This is a genomic window from Streptomyces sp. NPDC048516 (genome assembly GCF_043199875.1).
Classification (GTDB): domain Bacteria; phylum Actinomycetota; class Actinomycetes; order Streptomycetales; family Streptomycetaceae; genus Streptomyces.
This window is the reverse complement of the sequence record NZ_JBICWS010000001.1, coordinates 114798-130966: the sequence shown is the minus strand read 5'-3', so window position 1 is coordinate 130966 and position 16169 is coordinate 114798. Positions and strand designations below refer to the sequence as shown.

General features: G+C 69.3%; 11 protein-coding genes and 3 pseudogenes. 10 read left to right on the top strand and 4 right to left on the bottom strand.

Annotated features, from left to right (window positions below; genetic code table 11):
• Positions 1-24: 24 nt before the first annotated feature.
• The gene (locus ACGFR7_RS00590) at positions 25-1308 is read right to left on the bottom strand and encodes an ATP-grasp domain-containing protein (protein WP_393311435.1); all 1284 of its coding nucleotides are present in this window, start codon (positions 1306-1308) and stop codon (positions 25-27) included.
• A gap of 106 nt (positions 1309-1414) precedes the next feature.
• Here ACGFR7_RS00590 and ACGFR7_RS00585 point away from each other — a divergent pair, with 106 nt between their 5' ends.
• The 10 genes and pseudogenes from ACGFR7_RS00585 (at position 1415) to ACGFR7_RS00540 (ending at position 11472) form a co-directional block, all read left to right on the top strand.
• Positions 1415-2845 carry a condensation domain-containing protein gene (locus ACGFR7_RS00585; protein ID WP_393311433.1) on the top strand — a complete coding sequence of 477 codons (1431 nt, stop codon included), beginning with the start codon at positions 1415-1417 and terminating at the stop codon, positions 2843-2845.
• Positions 2846-2877: 32 nt separating this feature from the next.
• Positions 2878-3666, top strand: coding sequence for a 2-C-methyl-D-erythritol 4-phosphate cytidylyltransferase (locus ACGFR7_RS00580; protein ID WP_393311431.1), 789 nt, complete (start codon positions 2878-2880; stop codon positions 3664-3666).
• Positions 3663-4385 carry an SDR family oxidoreductase gene (locus ACGFR7_RS00575; RefSeq protein ID WP_393311429.1) on the top strand — a complete coding sequence of 241 codons (723 nt, stop codon included), beginning with the start codon at positions 3663-3665 and terminating at the stop codon, positions 4383-4385. Before ACGFR7_RS00580 ends, ACGFR7_RS00575 begins: the two co-directional genes overlap by 4 nt.
• Positions 4386-4408: 23 nt before the next feature.
• Entirely contained in the window at positions 4409-6184 is a 1776-nt protein-coding gene (locus ACGFR7_RS00570; protein ID WP_393311427.1) for a non-ribosomal peptide synthetase, read from the top strand.
• A gap of 15 nt (positions 6185-6199) precedes the next feature.
• A complete protein-coding gene (locus ACGFR7_RS00565) occupies positions 6200-7123 on the top strand; it encodes a 4-(cytidine 5'-diphospho)-2-C-methyl-D-erythritol kinase (protein WP_393311425.1) in 924 nt (307 codons plus the stop codon).
• A gap of 290 nt (positions 7124-7413) precedes the next feature.
• A pseudogene (locus ACGFR7_RS00560) lies at positions 7414-7943 on the top strand (ATP-binding protein); the annotation flags it as partial.
• Positions 7944-8007: 64 nt separating this feature from the next.
• Positions 8008-8745: an ATP-binding cassette domain-containing protein gene (locus tag ACGFR7_RS00555; RefSeq protein WP_393311423.1), complete on the top strand. Its 738-nt coding sequence runs from the start codon at positions 8008-8010 to the stop codon at positions 8743-8745.
• Positions 8631-9409, top strand: a pseudogene (locus ACGFR7_RS00550) (ABC transporter permease); the annotation flags it as partial. The gene ACGFR7_RS00555 and the pseudogene ACGFR7_RS00550, both read left to right, overlap by 115 nt.
• A 7-nt stretch (positions 9410-9416) precedes the next feature.
• Positions 9417-10022, top strand: a pseudogene (locus ACGFR7_RS00545) (sugar ABC transporter substrate-binding protein); the annotation flags it as partial.
• 310 nt (positions 10023-10332) lie between these two features.
• Positions 10333-11472 carry an RICIN domain-containing protein gene (locus tag ACGFR7_RS00540; protein ID WP_393311421.1) on the top strand — a complete coding sequence of 380 codons (1140 nt, stop codon included), beginning with the start codon at positions 10333-10335 and terminating at the stop codon, positions 11470-11472.
• A 126-nt stretch (positions 11473-11598) separates the two neighbouring features.
• On the opposite strand, the gene ACGFR7_RS00535 is transcribed toward ACGFR7_RS00540, so the two are convergent.
• The 3 genes from ACGFR7_RS00535 to ACGFR7_RS00525 all read right to left on the bottom strand — a co-directional run bounded on the left by ACGFR7_RS00535 (position 11599) and on the right by ACGFR7_RS00525 (position 16165).
• A complete protein-coding gene (locus ACGFR7_RS00535; RefSeq protein WP_393311419.1) occupies positions 11599-14427 on the bottom strand; it encodes an AAA family ATPase in 2829 nt (942 codons plus the stop codon).
• 181 nt (positions 14428-14608) lie between these two features.
• Positions 14609-15415, bottom strand: coding sequence for a hypothetical protein (locus ACGFR7_RS00530; RefSeq protein ID WP_393311417.1), 807 nt, complete (start codon positions 15413-15415; stop codon positions 14609-14611).
• Positions 15416-15544: 129 nt separating this feature from the next.
• A complete protein-coding gene (locus ACGFR7_RS00525) occupies positions 15545-16165 on the bottom strand; it encodes an L-threonylcarbamoyladenylate synthase (protein ID WP_393311415.1) in 621 nt (206 codons plus the stop codon).
• Positions 16166-16169: the final 4 nt, after the last annotated feature.

Sequence of the window (16169 nt, the reverse complement as noted above, 5' to 3'; positions counted from 1 at the left end):
TTTCCGTGCGGCCGTTTGCTCGCCTCAGCTGTGGGCGGAGAATGGCGAGCCGTCCGCGAAGGGATCGAGGATCTCGTCCACCTCTGTCAGCCGGTGCCCGAGCGGCGCGGCAACCGCGGAATCATCAGGAACGGTCCGTACACGAATGACGTCGACCGCTTCCCGCGCCAGCCGCTCCGCCGTGGCGGCGTCGGCGGCGTGCACGACGACATGGCCGCACCGGTCCTCCGACCATTGCAGAGGACGGACGACGTCCCCGGGGGCAACCTTGATCCGCACCTCCTGGACGCCTGGGAGGGCTCTGGCCCCGTCCGCGCCGTCGACCGACACCACGCGGCCTGGTTCGGCAATCAGGAAACGGCTGGCCGCCGCCCCATTGGGAGCCGGGAGCGACAAGGTGCCGTCCCGCGGGGAGGTGGCCCGCAGCGCGAGCTCCTCCATGTCGACGCCGTGGACGAGACGCACGAGTTCATTGATGCGGCCACCGCCGATCCGGCTGTGCGATTCCACGACGCGAGGACCGTCGGCGGTCAGGATCAGCTCCGTGTGGGCCAATCCCTCCACGAGACCGACCGCGTCGAGTACCTCGCTGACGAAGGCGGTGACCCGCCGCGCTTCCTGCGCGGACAGCTGGGCGGGGAGCACATGACCAACCTCGACGACTCCGCCCCCGGTGTCCTTGCCGGTGACGCCCACGACGGTGTGGCTGCCGCCCGACGAGTACGTCTCCACGCTGATCTCCCGGCCGGTCAGCAACTCCTCGACCATGAACTCCGTCAGGCGCAGCTCCTTTGCCCACCGCCAGGCGTCCTCCACCTGGGCGAGGGAGAGAACCCTTCTGACCCCGAGGCTGCCGGAGCCCATCGAGGGCTTTATCACGGCAGGCCCATGGCGCCGGACGAAGTCGAGCAGGTCCGCACGTGAGTCACCGCTCCGGAAAGTGACCTCTCCGATGCCTCTGGTGTTCAGCAGCCGTCTCAGGGACCGCTTGTCGTGCAGCGTGCGCACGACGTCCACGCTGTTTCCTGGCAGACCCAGATGTGTGGTGAGGTGACCGGCGACCACCAGAGCGGCTTCCGTCTGTGTCACCACACGGCCGAACGGCCGGACTCGGTGCAGCGCTTCCGCGAGAGCCGTGATCTGGGGGACATCCTGGTAGTCCATGACGTGCAACTGTCGGCAATGCTCCAACAGCGCGGGATCGAAACTGCTGGGCTTCTGCACATTCACCACATCAAGCCCGCATTCGGCTGCTTTGCGCACGAAGGGCAGCCTGCCACCGAGAAGCAGCACGCGTTTACCGGACATGAAAACCCTCGTTCCGTGACCTTTGCCCAAAAGGCAGCCACCCGGGGCAGAGCGGACGGCGAACTCTTGATCAACCGACTGATAATCCTGTTACGTTAACCTACAGTTGGGGCTACTGTGGCGTGCAACTCCCTTTGTCAGGGCGGCTGTCGCGATCAGCTCGGCCACCAACGCAGCGTTGCACCCGAGCCTTCAAGAGGTCCCCATGGCAATGGATTCGCCGCCCGAACAAGCGCCTGCGGACCACACGTGCCAGGTCCGCATGACGCACAACCAGATCGGACGCCTGGCGGCTATCGAAGGACTGCCCCGCAAGGGAAAGCCTCCGATCGCCTTCGGCCTGCGCCTCGAAGGCCCGGTGGACCCCGAACGGATCGAACGCACCCTGACCGGAATCGCGCGCCGGCACACCGCGCTGCGCTCCTGGTTCCCAGAGTCCCTTCCACCCGGCTGGGCCCAGTGCGTGCAGAGCGACTGTGCAGCGTGGCCCCTCGGCATCGTCGACCTCACCGGTCTTCCTGAACCGCAACGCGCACGGGCCCAGGAGCTGGTGCATGCGAAGCTGTACAAGCCCTTCGCGCCGGACCGCTTCCCCCTGTTCAGGGCGTACCTGGTCCGGACCGAAAGGGAGTCCTCGCTGCTGATCGCCGTGGATCACGCGATCTTCGACGGGGCGTCGGTCCAGGCGTTCCTGGACGACTTTGGAGACGTCTACCGGAGCGAAGGCCCCACGGGTCGTGGTCCCGTTTTCGCAGGTTCCGACGTCGCGGAGTTCAGCGCCTACGAACGGGAGTGGCTCGCCGGTTCCGCGGCCGACGCGGCCCTCGCCCACTGGAAGGGCGTGTGGGACGCGTTCGGGCCGTTTCCCGTCACCCGCCTGCCCTTGCGCACCGGAGTTACCGGCACAGGCGCTGAATGGAAGCGGGTGATCCCCGCGCAGCGAGTCACCGACCGTCAACGGACCTTCCCCGGTGGCTACATCTCAGCCCCGACCCTCGCCGCCGCGGCTGTCGTCACGGCGCTCAGGGACGTCACCGGGCAGGATGAGACAGGACTGCTCCACCCCTCGAGCCGACGGTTTTTCGACGGCGGCGAACAGATGATCGGTTATCTCAACAACCGCGTACTACTCCGCGTCGCCACACCCGCGCACGAGGGGTTCCTCGACATCGCAGACCGCACCCGTACGGCGATGCTGGAGTCGCTCGAGCACGACATGATGCCCTTCGAAGTGCTGCTGAGGGAGCTGGCGCCGCACGTCACGGACCGTCGCCCCGAGCACCCGTACATTCATCTGAACGTCGAGACCATGCCGGTGGCCCCGGATCTGCCGGATCTGCGGGCCCAGCACTTCTGGCCCGCGGAGACTGCGGGCTTCGGGGACCTGCCCTGGATCAGCATAAATCTCGAGATCGAGGCCGAGCGGATGGTGCTGCGGGCCGGCTACTCCACCGCGCGATTCGCGCCCGAAACGGTGGCGGACCTCATGGAAAGAGTCCGGGGTTACCTGACAGGGGTCAATGAATCCCCGGAATGACGAGCACACCGACACTTCACCACGGGGGAACGATGAATCACACACACCACCATCAACTCGCGCAGGACGTGCCATGGTCCGCGGCCGTCGTCCTCCTCGGCGCCGGCCGGGGAAATCGCCTAGGTCGTGGCCCCAAGGCCCTAATCGATCTCGGGGGCAAACCCGTCCTGCTGCACGCTCTGGAGGCCATGGCCGCCAATGAAACAGTGACGAGCATCGTGGTAACCGCACCGGACGACCTGCGGGCGGCCTTCGAGCGGGTCGTTGCGTCGGCGGCCCCCGGCGTACCCGTGCGCGTCGTCGCGGGCGGACCGACTCGGCAGGCCAGCGCCCACGCCGGCCTCGCCGCGCTGCCCGCCCGCGTGCCCTGGGCGGCCGTAACTGATGTCGCGCGCCCCTTCACCCCGCACGGAACCGTCGACCGGCTACTGGACGTCATCCGTGACACCGCAGAGCGCACCACTGGCGGCTGGCTTCCGTGCGGCGCCGTGCCCGTCCTGCCGCTCACCGACAGCGTGCATGTGGCGGGGGAGGATCCTTCGTCCCTGGCCGGGCCCTTCGACCGGGGCCTGCTGCGGGCGGCTCAGACACCTCAGGTCTTCCACCGGGCCTGCCTCGCGGCCGCCTACACGGCCGCGATCGACGCGGGGGTCACCCACACCGACGAAGCGGGCCTGGTGGGCGGCATGGGTGCCACCATCGTCACCGCGCCAGGCACCCCGGCCAACTTCAAGATCACCGTCGAGCACGATCTGGTGGTGGCGCGGGCGGTCCATGCGCATGCCGAATCGATCCTTCAAGGACAGGGGAGCAGGGGATGAGGGATCTTCAGGGCAAGGTGGCCGTAGTGACGGGCGCCGCCTCGGGCATCGGCGCCGCCACCGCACGACGCCTCCACCAACTCGGCGTCCATATCGTCCTGGGCGCCCGTCGAGGCCACCGGCTAAAGGAGATCGCTGACGAACTCGGCAACGAACGGATTGCCTGGGCCGAAGTGGACATCCGCGAGCCGGAACAGGTCGAGGACCTCTTCGCGGTCGCGGTCGACGCTTTCGGCGGCGTGGACTGCCTCGTCGCAAACGCGGGCGTGGGCGCGTACGGCGGCATCCTCGACCTGGGCGACACCGAGATTCGAGAACTCATCGACACCAACTTGACGGGCACCGTGTGGTCCGTGCGTCATGCCGTTCCGCTGCTGGCCGCGCGCGACGGCGGCGACATCGTGCTCGTCAGCTCGGTCGCCGGCCTGCGTGGTCGCCAGGACGAGGCGGTGTATGCCGCCACTAAGCACGGGGTCGTCGGCCTCGCCGGATCACTCGACCGGGAACTGCGCCCCCAGGGAATCCGGGTGACGGCCATGTGCCCGGGCGCCACCGACACGGAATTCGCCATGGGCAAGGGACGCACCCCCGACATGCCGCAGCTCAGAACAATGATGCGGGCCGACGACGTCGCCGACGCAATCGCCTACGCGCTCGGACAGCCGACCTCCATGCGGACCCTGCTCTGGAGTATGCGCAGCATGGCCTCCGAGAACTGATCAGGAACGGGACCGGACCGGACATGAACGACCAGCCCTCCAGCCCTGCCCCGCTGCGACCGCTCCCCCTCGATGTCGCCGCCATCGCAGACAAACAGCCTGATGCGCCCGCCCTCGTCCACCACGGAAGGGTGCTGTCCTACCAGGATGTGGAGGATCGCATACGCACTCTCGTTCCGGCGCTGCACTGTGCCGGAGCGACCTCGGGTGGGACAGTGGCGGCCCTCCTGCCCCGCAGCCCTGCGATGGCGACGACCGCGCTTGCCACCTGGCGCGCCGGAGGCATCCACCTCCCGCTGTCCCCGGCGGCACCGGTCGACCGGACGTCGCACATGCTGACGACCGGCTCCGCTCGCGTCGTGGTCACTACCCCTGAACTCAGGGCGAAGGCCTCGCTGTTCGGACTGCAGATTGTGGAGGTTGACCCGAGCGGACTTCCCGTCAGCGCCGAGGCTGGTGCGGCCCCGCCCGCGCTGCCCGGCTCCGGCTTCGAGCAGCCGGCGTACATCATCTTCACCTCCGGTACCACCGGGCAGCCCAAGGGCGTCCTGGTGGAACACCACGCTCTGGCCCACATGGCCAGGGCCCATGAGCACGCCGTGTACGGTCCTCTCGGCACGTGGGCCGGACGCGTCGCGCTCAACAACCCCGCCACGACCGACGCGTACTTCTCCGAACTGGCCCACCTCGCCCAGGGACGCACCCTCCACGTCATCGACCCCGCCACCCGGCGCGATCCTGATTTGCTGGCCGCCTTCCTGCGCGACAGCGCCATCGAGGCGTTCGACGCGACCCCCACCCAAGTGCGCTCTCTCCTCCTCGCGGGCCACCGCCCGGCCCTGGAACGGCTCACGGTCCTGGTCCTCGGGGGCGAGCCCGTAGACGCGCCCCTGTGGTCGACCCTCCGGTCCCTGCGCGACGTCGCCGTCCACAATCTCTACGGCCCCACTGAATGCGCTGTCGACGTGGCGGGTGCCGACCTGAGCGAAAGCGACACTCCTGTCATCGGGCGGGGCTGGCCGGGATGCGGCATCCATGTCCTCGACGCCACCCGGAATCCGGTGCCCGACGGAGCGGCTGGTGAGATCTGGATTACCGGCCGACAGCTCGCACGCGGGTATCTGGGAGCCACGCCCGAGGACGAGGAGCGCTTCACCGGCATCGAGGTCCCCGACACCCCGGGGACCGTACGCGCCTACCGCACGGGGGACATTGGACGGCGCAACGCGGCCGGTCTCCTTGAGTTCATCGGCCGCGCCGACGACCAGGTCAAAATCCGGGGCTACCGCGTCGAATTGGGCGAGGTCGAAGCCGCGCTGCGCAAATGCAGCGGGGTCCTGGACACGGCGGTGGCGCTCGATCGCCCCGACAACGGCGGCGGCACCCTCAGAGCCTGGGTCGTCCTGGACCGGGATACCACGCTCGACGCGGTCCGTGCTTCTCTCTCCGGCCTGGTGCCGGAACACATGATCCCCGCGCTGACCCAAGCCGACAGCGTCCCGATGGCCGCCACCGGCAAGGCGGACGTGCAAGCCCTGAAGGCGTCGGCAGCCGAACCACCCGAGCCGGGACCCGGTCACACATCCCGAGCGGAGGACCTCGCCGGCATCTGGCGGGAGGTGCTCGGCGTGGACCACGTGTCCCCGCTGGACGACTTCTTCGCCGTCGGAGGAAGTTCGTTGAAGGCCACGCAGTTCACCATGCGCGTGCGCCGCGCGACTGGCAAGCAGGTGCCCGTCCGGCTCGTCTTCGACCATCCCGGCTTCGCGGCCTACCGAGAGGCCGTTCAGGCCCTATGAAAGAGGCGTTCCCCCATGCTCACACGATCCATGACCGTGCGCGCCCCCGCCAAGGTCAATGTGCAGCTCGCTGTCGGCGGACGCCGACCGGACGGGTTCCATGAACTCGCCAACGTGTACATGGCCGTATCCGCGTACGACGACATCACGGTGTCGCCGTCCGACCGGCTGACCGTCACGGTGTCGGGCGCCGGAGCGGCGGGCGTCCCCGCGGACGAGACCAACCTCGCCGCGCAGGCGGCCGCGCTGCTGGCCAAGCACGCCGGCATCGAGCCGGCCGTACACATCCGCATCGAAAAACACCTCCCTGTGGCAGGCGGCATGGCGGGCGGGAGCGCTGACGCCGCGGGGGCCCTGATCGCCTGCGACGCACTGTGGGGGCTGGAGTCGGACCGGGACCACCTCATATCCGTGGCCGCGGCGCTGGGCAGCGACGTCCCGTTCAGCCTCATGGGCGGTACCGCCCTGGGGGTCGGACGCGGCGAGCTGCTGACGCCGCTCGCCTGCGCGGGCACGTTCCACTGGGTTTTCGCCGTCGCCGAATTCGGCCTGTCAACGCCCGAGGTCTACAGGGCGTATGAGCGGCACCGGCGGGAGATGGGAGCGCCCTTCATGGCCGCCGACATCCCCGCGCCCCGGCCCAGCCTGGCGCTTCTGGACGCACTGGCCAGGGGCGATCACTCAGCCCTGGCGGCCTCGCTCTCCAACGACCTGGAGCCGGTCGTCACGGCCTTCCGCCCGGAGCTGGCCAGGACCCTCGACGCGGGCAGGGCGGCAGGAGCGCTCGCCGCCCTGCTCTGCGGCACGGGGGCGACCACCGCGTTCCTCGCCCGGGACGAACCGGCGGCCGCTCACCTCGCCCGCCGGCTGCGGGCGTCCGGCAGCTGCGGATCCGTCCTGACGGCCCATGGTCCCGTCACCGGCCCGCGGCCAATCTGACTGCGCTGCCCGCGACGGGGCCGATGGCATCGCTTGGCCTACGTGCCTAACGTGCCAGAAGGAGTCATTCCGGCCCTGCCGTGGGAAATCAGATGACAGCCCTAGATAGCGCTCGGCGCCGCCAGGTCGAGCCATCGCGGGGCGCGGCCTGGATCGCCTGCGCCCGGCCCAGGGACCCGCGGGTATCAGCGCGGCCGTGGTGGGCGCGGCTGGCGTTACGGCCCTGCGCGGCCATCTGCGCGAGGTTGCTGCGCTGCGTCGCGCCGGGCAGGTGGGCCACCTCGACGTACCGTCCGCCCGAGGACACCTGTGAGGCGGTCCTCCGGGCCGTGGCGCCCCGGCACCCCACCGACGACATCGCGCTGCTGGTCGCCCGCGCCCATGCCCTCGCCCCCGGCACATCGCCAACCTGGGGGGTGGCGACCGCCCCGGCGCTCGTCTCCGGCGTCCGCGCCGCTGTGACCCGGAAACTGACCGAATGGGGGCTGCACGAGGCCGTCTTCGCCACCGAACTCCTGCTCAGCGAGCTGGTCACAATGCCATCCGCTACGGCAGCGCCTCCATCCAGGTGCGCCTGCTCCACGACCGCACACTGATCTGCGAGGTCCCCGACACCGGCAGCACCGCCCAGCATCTGCGTCATGCGGCCAGCACCGACGAGGGCGGCCGGGGCCTGTTCCTCGTCGCCCAGCTCGCCCAGGCCTGGGGCACCCGTTACACGGCCGGCGGCAAGGTCATCTGGTCCGAGCGCGCTCTGGAGGCACCGGCGGGTAAACCTGATGCCGCCGAAGCGTATGCAGACAACATCCCCGCCCTCTGAAGGCCCCTCCGGCATCCGGGCCAAGGTGCGACGCACTATGACGGAATTGCCGTAATCGGTACGGATGATGCATCGCCGGTTTCCCGGGCGCGCCGCCCTCACCACCGCGAAGCGTCCCGTAGCTGTGCCCCGCAGCAGCGCCCCGTCCGCCGGGAAGCACGCGGCAGGACCATGCGGCCGACCTCCGGAGAAGTCTGTGCACGACGCCTTACAGCCCCCTCCCCTGTGCGACACCCCCCGGCCTCTCGTCCGGGTACGCGGTCTGTGCAAGCGGTTCGGCGGCACCCTCGCCCTGGACTCGGTCGACCTCGATATCCGCTCCGGCCGCATCCTCGCCCTGCTCGGCCCCAACGGCGCCGGAAAGTCCACCCTCATCAAGGTGCTCGCGGGCGTCCACCCAGCGGACGAGGGCGAGGTGAGCGTCGCCGGGCACCCGCTCGGCACCGAGGCGGCCTCCCGCGCCCTGTCCTTCATCCATCAGGACCTGGGCCTGGTCGACTGGATGACGGTCGCCGAGAACCTCGCCCTGGGGGCCGGGGCTATCCCCGCCGCGCGGGACTGCTGTCGTGGCGAAGAGTCCGAGGGCAGTGCCCCGCGGCCCTGGACACCGTCGCCGCGCATCTCGATCCGGACGCCCCGTTCGCCGGTCTCCCGCGCGCCGAACGCTCCCTGGTGGCGCTCGCCCGCGCACTGTCCAACCAGTCGATCCCCGCCCTCCTCGCGCTCGGCGCCATGCTTCTCATCGTCACCGCCAAGTTCGGCCTGTCCCTCGGCTACGGTCTCGGCCTGGCGCATGTCATGACGATGCAGCTGATCGCCAACGAAGCGATGGCCCTGGCCCCTCGCCTGCCTCGCCGTGGTCGCCGGCGGGGCGGTCGTCGGCGTCTTCAACGGGATCGTCGTCGAATTCGCGAAGATCAACTCCCTTATCGCCACGCTCGGCACCGGCAGCCTCCTGTACGCCCTCACCGGCCGGATCACCAACGGGGCCCGGATCGTCCCCGGCCCGCAGGGCCTCCCGGCGGCCTTCACCGATCTCTACGACTCCAGATTCCTCGGCCTGCCGGTGTCCGCCTTCTACGTCCTCGCGCTGACCGCCGTGCTGTGGCTGCTCCTGGAGCGGCTGCCGCTCGGCCGCTATCTGTACGTCATCGGCTCCAATCCGCGCGCCGCCGAGCTGGTGGGCATCCCCACCCGGCGCTACGTCGTCTACGCGTTTGCCGGTTCGGGGCTGGTCGTCGGTATCGCCGGTGTCCTGCTCGCCGCACAGCAGCGGATCGGCAACCCCAGCGTCGGCCTGGACTATTTGCTGCCCGCTTTCCGGTGCGCTGCTCGGCTCCACCGCGATCAAACCCGGACGCCCGAACGCCCTGGGCGCCCTGGTCGCCGTCGTCATCCTCGCCATCGGACTCGCCGGCATCGGCCGGCTCGGCGCCGAATTCTGGGTCACCCCGCTGTTCAACGGCGCCGACGGCCAACGCCGAGCACATCCCGCTCGTCGGCTGGCACGCGGTCGATGCCCCCGGCCCGAGCAAGGACCCAGAGCCTTCGGCAACTTCACCACCCACGTCCAGGACGTCGCGACGATCAGCGCGGACTGGATCATCACGCACTCTGGGGGTCATGCGGGAGTCGTCGTGTTCACCGATGCCTCGATCCCGTCCGCCAGAAACAAGTCCGAACTGATCAAGAAACAGCTCGCCACCTGCTCCGGCGCGCAGGTCCTGGAAGAGGAGAACATCCCGTTTCCGGACACCAGCAGCCGCACGCCCCATGAGGTCTCCGCACTCCTCTCCCGCTTCGGGGCCCGTTGGACCCACTCCGTCGCCATCAACGACGTGTACTTCGCCGATGCCGCCCCGGCCATCTCAACAGCAGACAGTTCCAGGCGGCCACCGTTCCTGAGCCCTTCTCCCAGCAGGGCTGCCAGATCCTCGACGAATCCACCGCGCCTTCGCGGGCAGCCCCGCCAGCGGTTATGTCGCCCCCGTGCATATCGCCACGGCCGGCAACAGCGGTGGGGCCACGGCCTGGGACCCGTCCGGCTATCGCGCGGCGTACCGGAAGATCTGGGGCAGAGAGGCGACGGGCCAACGCCAACGCCACCGTCAAAGCCACCAGCCTCCTGGCTCCGCGCCTGCGGGCCGGGGCCCACGGTCGTATGCCGTACGGCGCGGCCCGGCGACCGGCCCGTGCCCTCTTGCGCAAGCCCTCCGTCAGTTGACGGATGTAACGCCGCGCCGGCCCCCGTACGTTGGCACCGCCGCAGCAGGGGCCACAGCCAGGGACGGGGCGCTTCCTCCCTGTCCGGGCGGCGTTGTCACGGCAACAGGGCCGGTTACCGAACCCGCCCCACAGGCAAGAACTGCCCAAGGAGAACCGAATCACCATGATTACCGAGCCGACCCCCCACGGGCCGGCGCGGCGGACGATGGCCGCATTTGCCGCGGTCGCCTTCGCCACGCTCGCCACGTCAGTCTCTCCGCTCACGACCGGAACGGCTCACGCGGAAACCCCCGCCATGACCGGCCTGTCCCTGTCACCGCGCCTGCCCCAGGGCGACGGTCTCGCGCCGTCATTGGATCTGGCGCAGGACTCGCCGGACTACGGGACCGAAATGGTCGTCAACAAGTCGCCGATGGCGAATTGGAGCATCCTTCCCAACGGGGACGGGAGTTTCCTGATCCGCAACGACAAGACGCAGAAGTGCGTCGACTTCAACACCGACAACGACCATCTCGTCGAGCCGAGATACTGCGACCAGAAGAACAGCAAGCAGAATTGGTATCTGCAGCCCTCGGGCGGTGGTGACGGCTACTACCTGATCCGGAACGTAAACACCGACAAGTGCATGGACGTGTTCGGGGGAAGCAGTGACGACGGCACGACCGTGGGTATCCACGGCTGCAACGGTGACAGCAATCAAGAGTGGATCATCGGCCCGACGCCCAGCGCGGAGTACACGGGCCCCACTCTCTCGGACCTGGCCACCGCGTACGCCCTGAAGCAGTGCAGCACCGGTGCCGGCGCCGTCAAGTCGTGCGACTACGAGGTCACCGGTGACAGCGTGGCTTCCGTGGGGAACCTGAAGCGGGTCAGCTCCCACGTGTGGAACAACAGCACCGACCCCGGGGACCGGACCATCACCTGGACACAGACCACGTCCCAGACCAATACGGTGGGCACCTCCCTCACCGTGACCAGCGAGGTCGGGGTCAACATCGAATTCGTCACGGCCAAGGTCAGTACGGCGCTCAGCGCACGCTACGAGCACTCCTGGACCCAGACCGAAGCCGTGAGCGACGCGAACAAGATATCCGTGAAGCCGGGCAACTACAGCTGGGCGATGCGAGGCCAGCTGATGAAGACGGTGACGGGTAAGTGGACGTTCACCAATGATCTCGGTGACACCTGGTCCGGCGACGGCACCGCCACCGTCCCCGCCAAGGACGGCACCGACAGTCTCAGCAGCAACCTGGTGCTGTGCACGAGCGACAGCCCCGCTGCGGAGTGCGTCAACAACCGGTGACCTGTGCAGTGCACCCCCTCGTGATCCGAGTGCACTTCGCCGCGTGATCTGACGGCACGCCGTCCGAGCGTTCCCCGGCCTCCGCGAAGGGAGCCGGGGAACAACGTGTCGAGCGCCGGGGGGGGATCAGTCCTGCGAAGGTGACCGCCCGGATTTCTGCCGACGGGTCACCTCCGCGGCGATCTCGACCCGTGAGGTCATCGCCAGCTTCCGGAGGATGCTGGACACATGGGTGCTGACGGTGCTTCGGGCGATGGACAGCCGAGCCGCGATCTCGGGATTGGAACACCCTTCGGCCACGTGCTCCGCAACCAGGCGTTCGGTGTGGGTGAGGGATTCCCAGCCGTCGCGAAGGCCGGTGCGAGTCCGGTGTGAACCCCGGCGGACGGCGACCGCACGCAGCCGGGACGTCGCCTGGGCCGCGTCCCAGACCGCGCCCAACTGCGTGAAGGTGTCCAGCGCCTGATCGAGCAGGACGCGGGCGTCGTCCAGCCGCCCGCTGCGGGCCAGCATTTCCGCCGCATCGGTGAGGGCGTGTGCCGCACTGAGTGGCCGCGGAGCGTTGCGGTAGCAGCGGACCGCTTCCATGAGCAGATCGGGGTCCCCGCTCAGCAGACCTTGACAGCGGTAGGCGTCACCGAGGTGGTAGAGGCCGCCGCTGTGGTCGGCGCGCCGTTGGGCGGCGGCGGCGTACCGCTGTGCGTTCGCGTGGTCTCCCCGGGCCAGGGCGAGGCGGACCAGATCAGGGGTCAGAAAGCCGAGGATCAGCCGGCCCGGCAGATGGCCGACGCCGCTGTCGAACGCCTCGGCGAGCCGGGAGTAGGCGCGCCGGGCATCGCCCTGCGCCTCGTCCAGAAGGACGCCGGCGCACAACGGCAGGTACTCGTAGAAGGCAGCGACTGTGGAGTTCTCGGTCTCGGGCGGCAGAGCGGTCAGATGTGCTTCGGCGAGGGGGCGCCTGCCTCGGTGCACGGCGATCAGTGCCGCCACCGCCCGCAGCGCCCGGCTCAGCGCGTCCTGGCCTCCGCAGTCAAGACCTGAGGTGATCTCCGCCAGCGCATCGTCCCAGCGCCCCGTGTGAAACGCCAGGAGCGCGCAGGACAGGTGGTACCAGGGCAGGAACATCCCTGCGGTGTGCTCCGCAGGGATGCGGATGGCGGCGAGGGTCCGCTGGGCGTCGTGCCCGAGATCGAGATCGACGTAGTAGTTCACCAGGGCGAGTTGCAGCCCCATCCACTGCGCCGGGTGCATCGTGTCGGGCGTGAGGCGGGACGCCTGCCGCGCAAGTTCCACCGCTTCGGAGTCAGGCGTCTCGAGGAATCGCTTGGCTGCCAGTACGTGCAGGGCGCCGGCCAGGGCGTGGGTGTCGCCGGCCTTGTCGGCGGCACGCCGGGCACGTGCGGCGACCGCGCCGGCTTCGGCGAGGTCGCCCAGCGCGAAGAGACATACAGCGCCGAAGGCCTGGAGCCGGACCGCCTCGATCTCCGGTACGCCCGGGCTCCGGCAGCCGGCCCGCGTCTCCGCCAGCGCCAGGTCAGGCCGGCCACGGGCGAACGCGGCCTGGATGACGATCCAGCGCATCAGGCATTCCCACCCGAGGTCAGGCGCCTTGGCCAGGGCGCAGCGGGCACTCTCCTCCGCCTCGGCGAGGAGACCGCAGGAGAGCTGCGCAAGGGCGTGGTGCAGACGGAGGTTGGCGTACCCGGCATCCGTGGGGTCGCCGATTTCCAGCGCCGTGGTGAGCAGCCGCAGAGCCATGGCCGGTGCCCGGGTGGTGAGCCGGGCCGCGGATCCTTCCAGCCAGGTGATCAGGAAGTCCGGGCTCGGCAGCCCGCCCAGGAGGTGCTCGGCGACGCGTTCGGGAGCTGCCCCGCCCTCGGCCAGACACTGTGCCGCTCTCATGTGCAGCATGGCCCGGACCGACCCCGGCACGGCGTCGTACAAGGCATGCCGGATGAGCTCATGCCGGAAGCGCAGGCGTTGGCCGGTGTCTTTCAGCACCCCGGCCGCCTCTGCCTCCGCCATGACGGCCAGCAGGTCGCGCAGCGGAAGGTCCACCACCGCTGCGAGTTCGGCGGTGGTGCAACCGGCGCCCAGTACGGAGGCGACGCGCAGCACCTGCAGCACGTCATCACGCAGGTAGCGAAGCCGGTGCGTCACCAGCGCGGTCAGCGACGGCAGCGAGCAGCCGGCGGCGATGTCCGCCGTGGCCTCACCGGTCTCGATGGCGTGCTCGCGCCTCAGCGCGGCGATCAACTCGGTGAGGTACAGCGGGTTTCCGGCGGCTCCCTCGGCCATGCGGCGCAGTCGTGGACCGGCCGGCCGGCCGCACAGGTCCGCCAGCAGGGCCGCCACGGCCTCCGTATCGAGGGGAGCCAGCTCCAGCAGGGTGCGATTGCCGGCGATCGGGCTGCGTGACAGCTGGTCGACTTCCCCGATTCCGGACACGGGCCGGTGAGCGCCCACCACCAGAAGCGGCAATTGATGCACCGAACACACCAGCTTGTGCAGCACTGCCACGCTTGCCGAGTCCGCCCACTGGAGGTCGTCGAGGAACAGCGCCAGCGGCCCCTGTGCGCACAGGTCCTCGACCAGCCCGGTGATCGCCTCGATCGTCGCGGCATACGCCCCGGCCGTCTCGCTCCTGGCGCCCGGCAGACCGTAGCGGGCATCGCCACGCAGCACCTCGGCGACCCGGGCCCGCCGGGCATCCGAGGGGGACTCCTCCAGCCTCAAGCAGCTTGAGATGAAGGCGAACGGACATGCCTGTTCGAGCTCCTGGGCACTCCCCTGCAGGACCCGCAGGCCCCTGAGTTCCGCGGCCGCCGCGGCCCGCTCGAGCACCACGGTCTTCCCGAGACCGGCCTCCGCCACGACGAACGCGGCCTGCCCCTCGCCCGCGAGCGTGGACTCCACCAGCCTGGACAGCTCCGCCAACTCAGCCGCACGCCCCACAAGCCAACCTTCGAATGAAGTCATCACTTCGCCCCCACGCCATGCAATGCCAGGTGCTTCTTAGCACATGTCTTGGATGTGTGAAGTGAATGACCGTCACCCGGACAAGGTCCACTCGTCGGTCAAGGCAGCCGTGGAACTTCGGGTACGGTCGCCCGGCGCACGGCCGTGGGCGGATCCCCTACCCGAGGAGCACCCCGCTCACCGCGCTCGCCCTGACCACGCTGCCAGGCGCCGGAGCGGCAGCTTTCACCGATGTGCCGGGGTCCGACAGGGAGAGGGTGTTCGTCACCTCTATACCGGCGTCGCTGAAGGACAGCCGGGCGCGCACGAGGTGCCGCTGCCCGTCGATCCACGCATCGGCATGGACCGGGAGGGTTCCGCCGAGGGAGTCCCGCATCTGCTCGACCTTGGTGCGGGTCTCCTTCGACATCCGGAGCGTGATCGTCGAGTAGTCGAGGGCGCCGCGGTAGTGCACGGCGGTGACGCCGCCCACCTTCTCCTCCCCGGCCTTCGAGACGTACCGCATCGCGGCCACCTGGCGGATGAGGTGCTCAGGGTCGTTCACCGGCGCCCGGAGGAGAAAGTGGGATTCGGCGTCGTAGCGGTCGATCGCCGCCCACCCGCCCGCGGTTCCCGGCATGCCACGCAGGTAGACCTTGCCGTCGGCGAAGACCTCGTCCACATGCCCGACCGCCCCTCCCGGGAGGTCCACCGCGAGCCGGCCGGTATCCCGCGCCAGGTCGAAGCGCCCGCTCACGGCAAGGGAATGGACCTCGCCCCGACCGTCCATCACGATTTTCCCGTCGAGCCGGGCAGAGCTGCGGCTCACCGCCGTCACCGCGTCCCGTACGGTCTTCTCGTACGCGGCAGAGGCTGCCGCTCCCTCCGCCGCCCGAGGCTGCGGGTCGTCGCTTCCCCCGCCGCCGGAACATCCGGCGCTCAACAGCATCGCCGCGCCTAACAGGACCAGGGCAGCACGTCTCATGGGTTTCTCCAGGAATTCCGACCGGGAACCACGCCCGACCGTACGGATGTTCAGCCTGGAAATACTGCCATATGCCGTGTTGCCCGAATCAAACCGATATCCGGGTACTCGCCACCGCACACGGCTCGGCTACTCGAAGCGTGCGGGGTCGCCGGCTCCCCGGCGTACGATCTCGAGGCCGTCGCCGGAGAAGTCGATGACGGTGGTCGGCTCGGTGCCGCAGTCGCCCGAGTCGATGACTGCGTCCACCACGTGGTCGAGCCGTTCCTTGATCTCCCACCCCTGTGTCATCGGCTCCTCCTCGTCGGGCAGCAGCAGGGTGCTGGAGAGCAGCGGCTCACCCAGTTCCGCGAGCAGGGCCTGGGTGACGACATGGTCCGGGATCCGGACTCCGACGGTCTTCTTCTTGGGGTGCATCAGCTGGCGCGGCACCTCCTTCGTCGCGGGCAGGATGAAGGTGTAACTGCCGGGCGTCGCCGCCTTGACCGCGCGGAACACATCGTTGTCGACGTGCACGAACTGGCCGAGCTGCGCAAAGTTCTGGCACACCAGGGTGAAGTGGTGACGATCGTCGAGGTTGCGGATCGACCGGATCCGGCCGATGCCGTCGCGGCTGCCCAGCTGGCATCCCAGTGCGAAACAGGAGTCCGTCGGGTACGCGATGAGCGCACCGGAGCGGATGCTCTCGGCCACGGTACTGATGGTGCGCCGCTGGGGGTTGTCGGGGTGCACATCGAAGTATTTCGCCATCCAT

Excerpts from the sequence above, each read along its gene's own strand:
- ACGFR7_RS00540 (WP_393311421.1), top strand. The coding sequence starts at position 10,333 with ATGATTACCGAGCCGACCCCCCACGGGCCGGCGCGGCGGACGATGGCC.
- ACGFR7_RS00580 (WP_393311431.1), top strand. The coding sequence starts at position 2,878 with ATGAATCACACACACCACCATCAACTCGCGCAGGACGTGCCATGGTCC.
- ACGFR7_RS00555 (WP_393311423.1), top strand. The coding sequence starts at position 8,008 with ATGATGCATCGCCGGTTTCCCGGGCGCGCCGCCCTCACCACCGCGAAG.
- ACGFR7_RS00575 (WP_393311429.1), top strand. The coding sequence starts at position 3,663 with ATGAGGGATCTTCAGGGCAAGGTGGCCGTAGTGACGGGCGCCGCCTCG.
- ACGFR7_RS00530 (WP_393311417.1), bottom strand. The coding sequence starts at position 15,415 with ATGAGACGTGCTGCCCTGGTCCTGTTAGGCGCGGCGATGCTGTTGAGC.
- ACGFR7_RS00590 (WP_393311435.1), bottom strand. The coding sequence starts at position 1,308 with ATGTCCGGTAAACGCGTGCTGCTTCTCGGTGGCAGGCTGCCCTTCGTG.
- ACGFR7_RS00525 (WP_393311415.1), bottom strand. The coding sequence starts at position 16,165 with ATGGCGAAATACTTCGATGTGCACCCCGACAACCCCCAGCGGCGCACC.
- ACGFR7_RS00565 (WP_393311425.1), top strand. The coding sequence starts at position 6,200 with ATGCTCACACGATCCATGACCGTGCGCGCCCCCGCCAAGGTCAATGTG.
- ACGFR7_RS00570 (WP_393311427.1), top strand. The coding sequence starts at position 4,409 with ATGAACGACCAGCCCTCCAGCCCTGCCCCGCTGCGACCGCTCCCCCTC.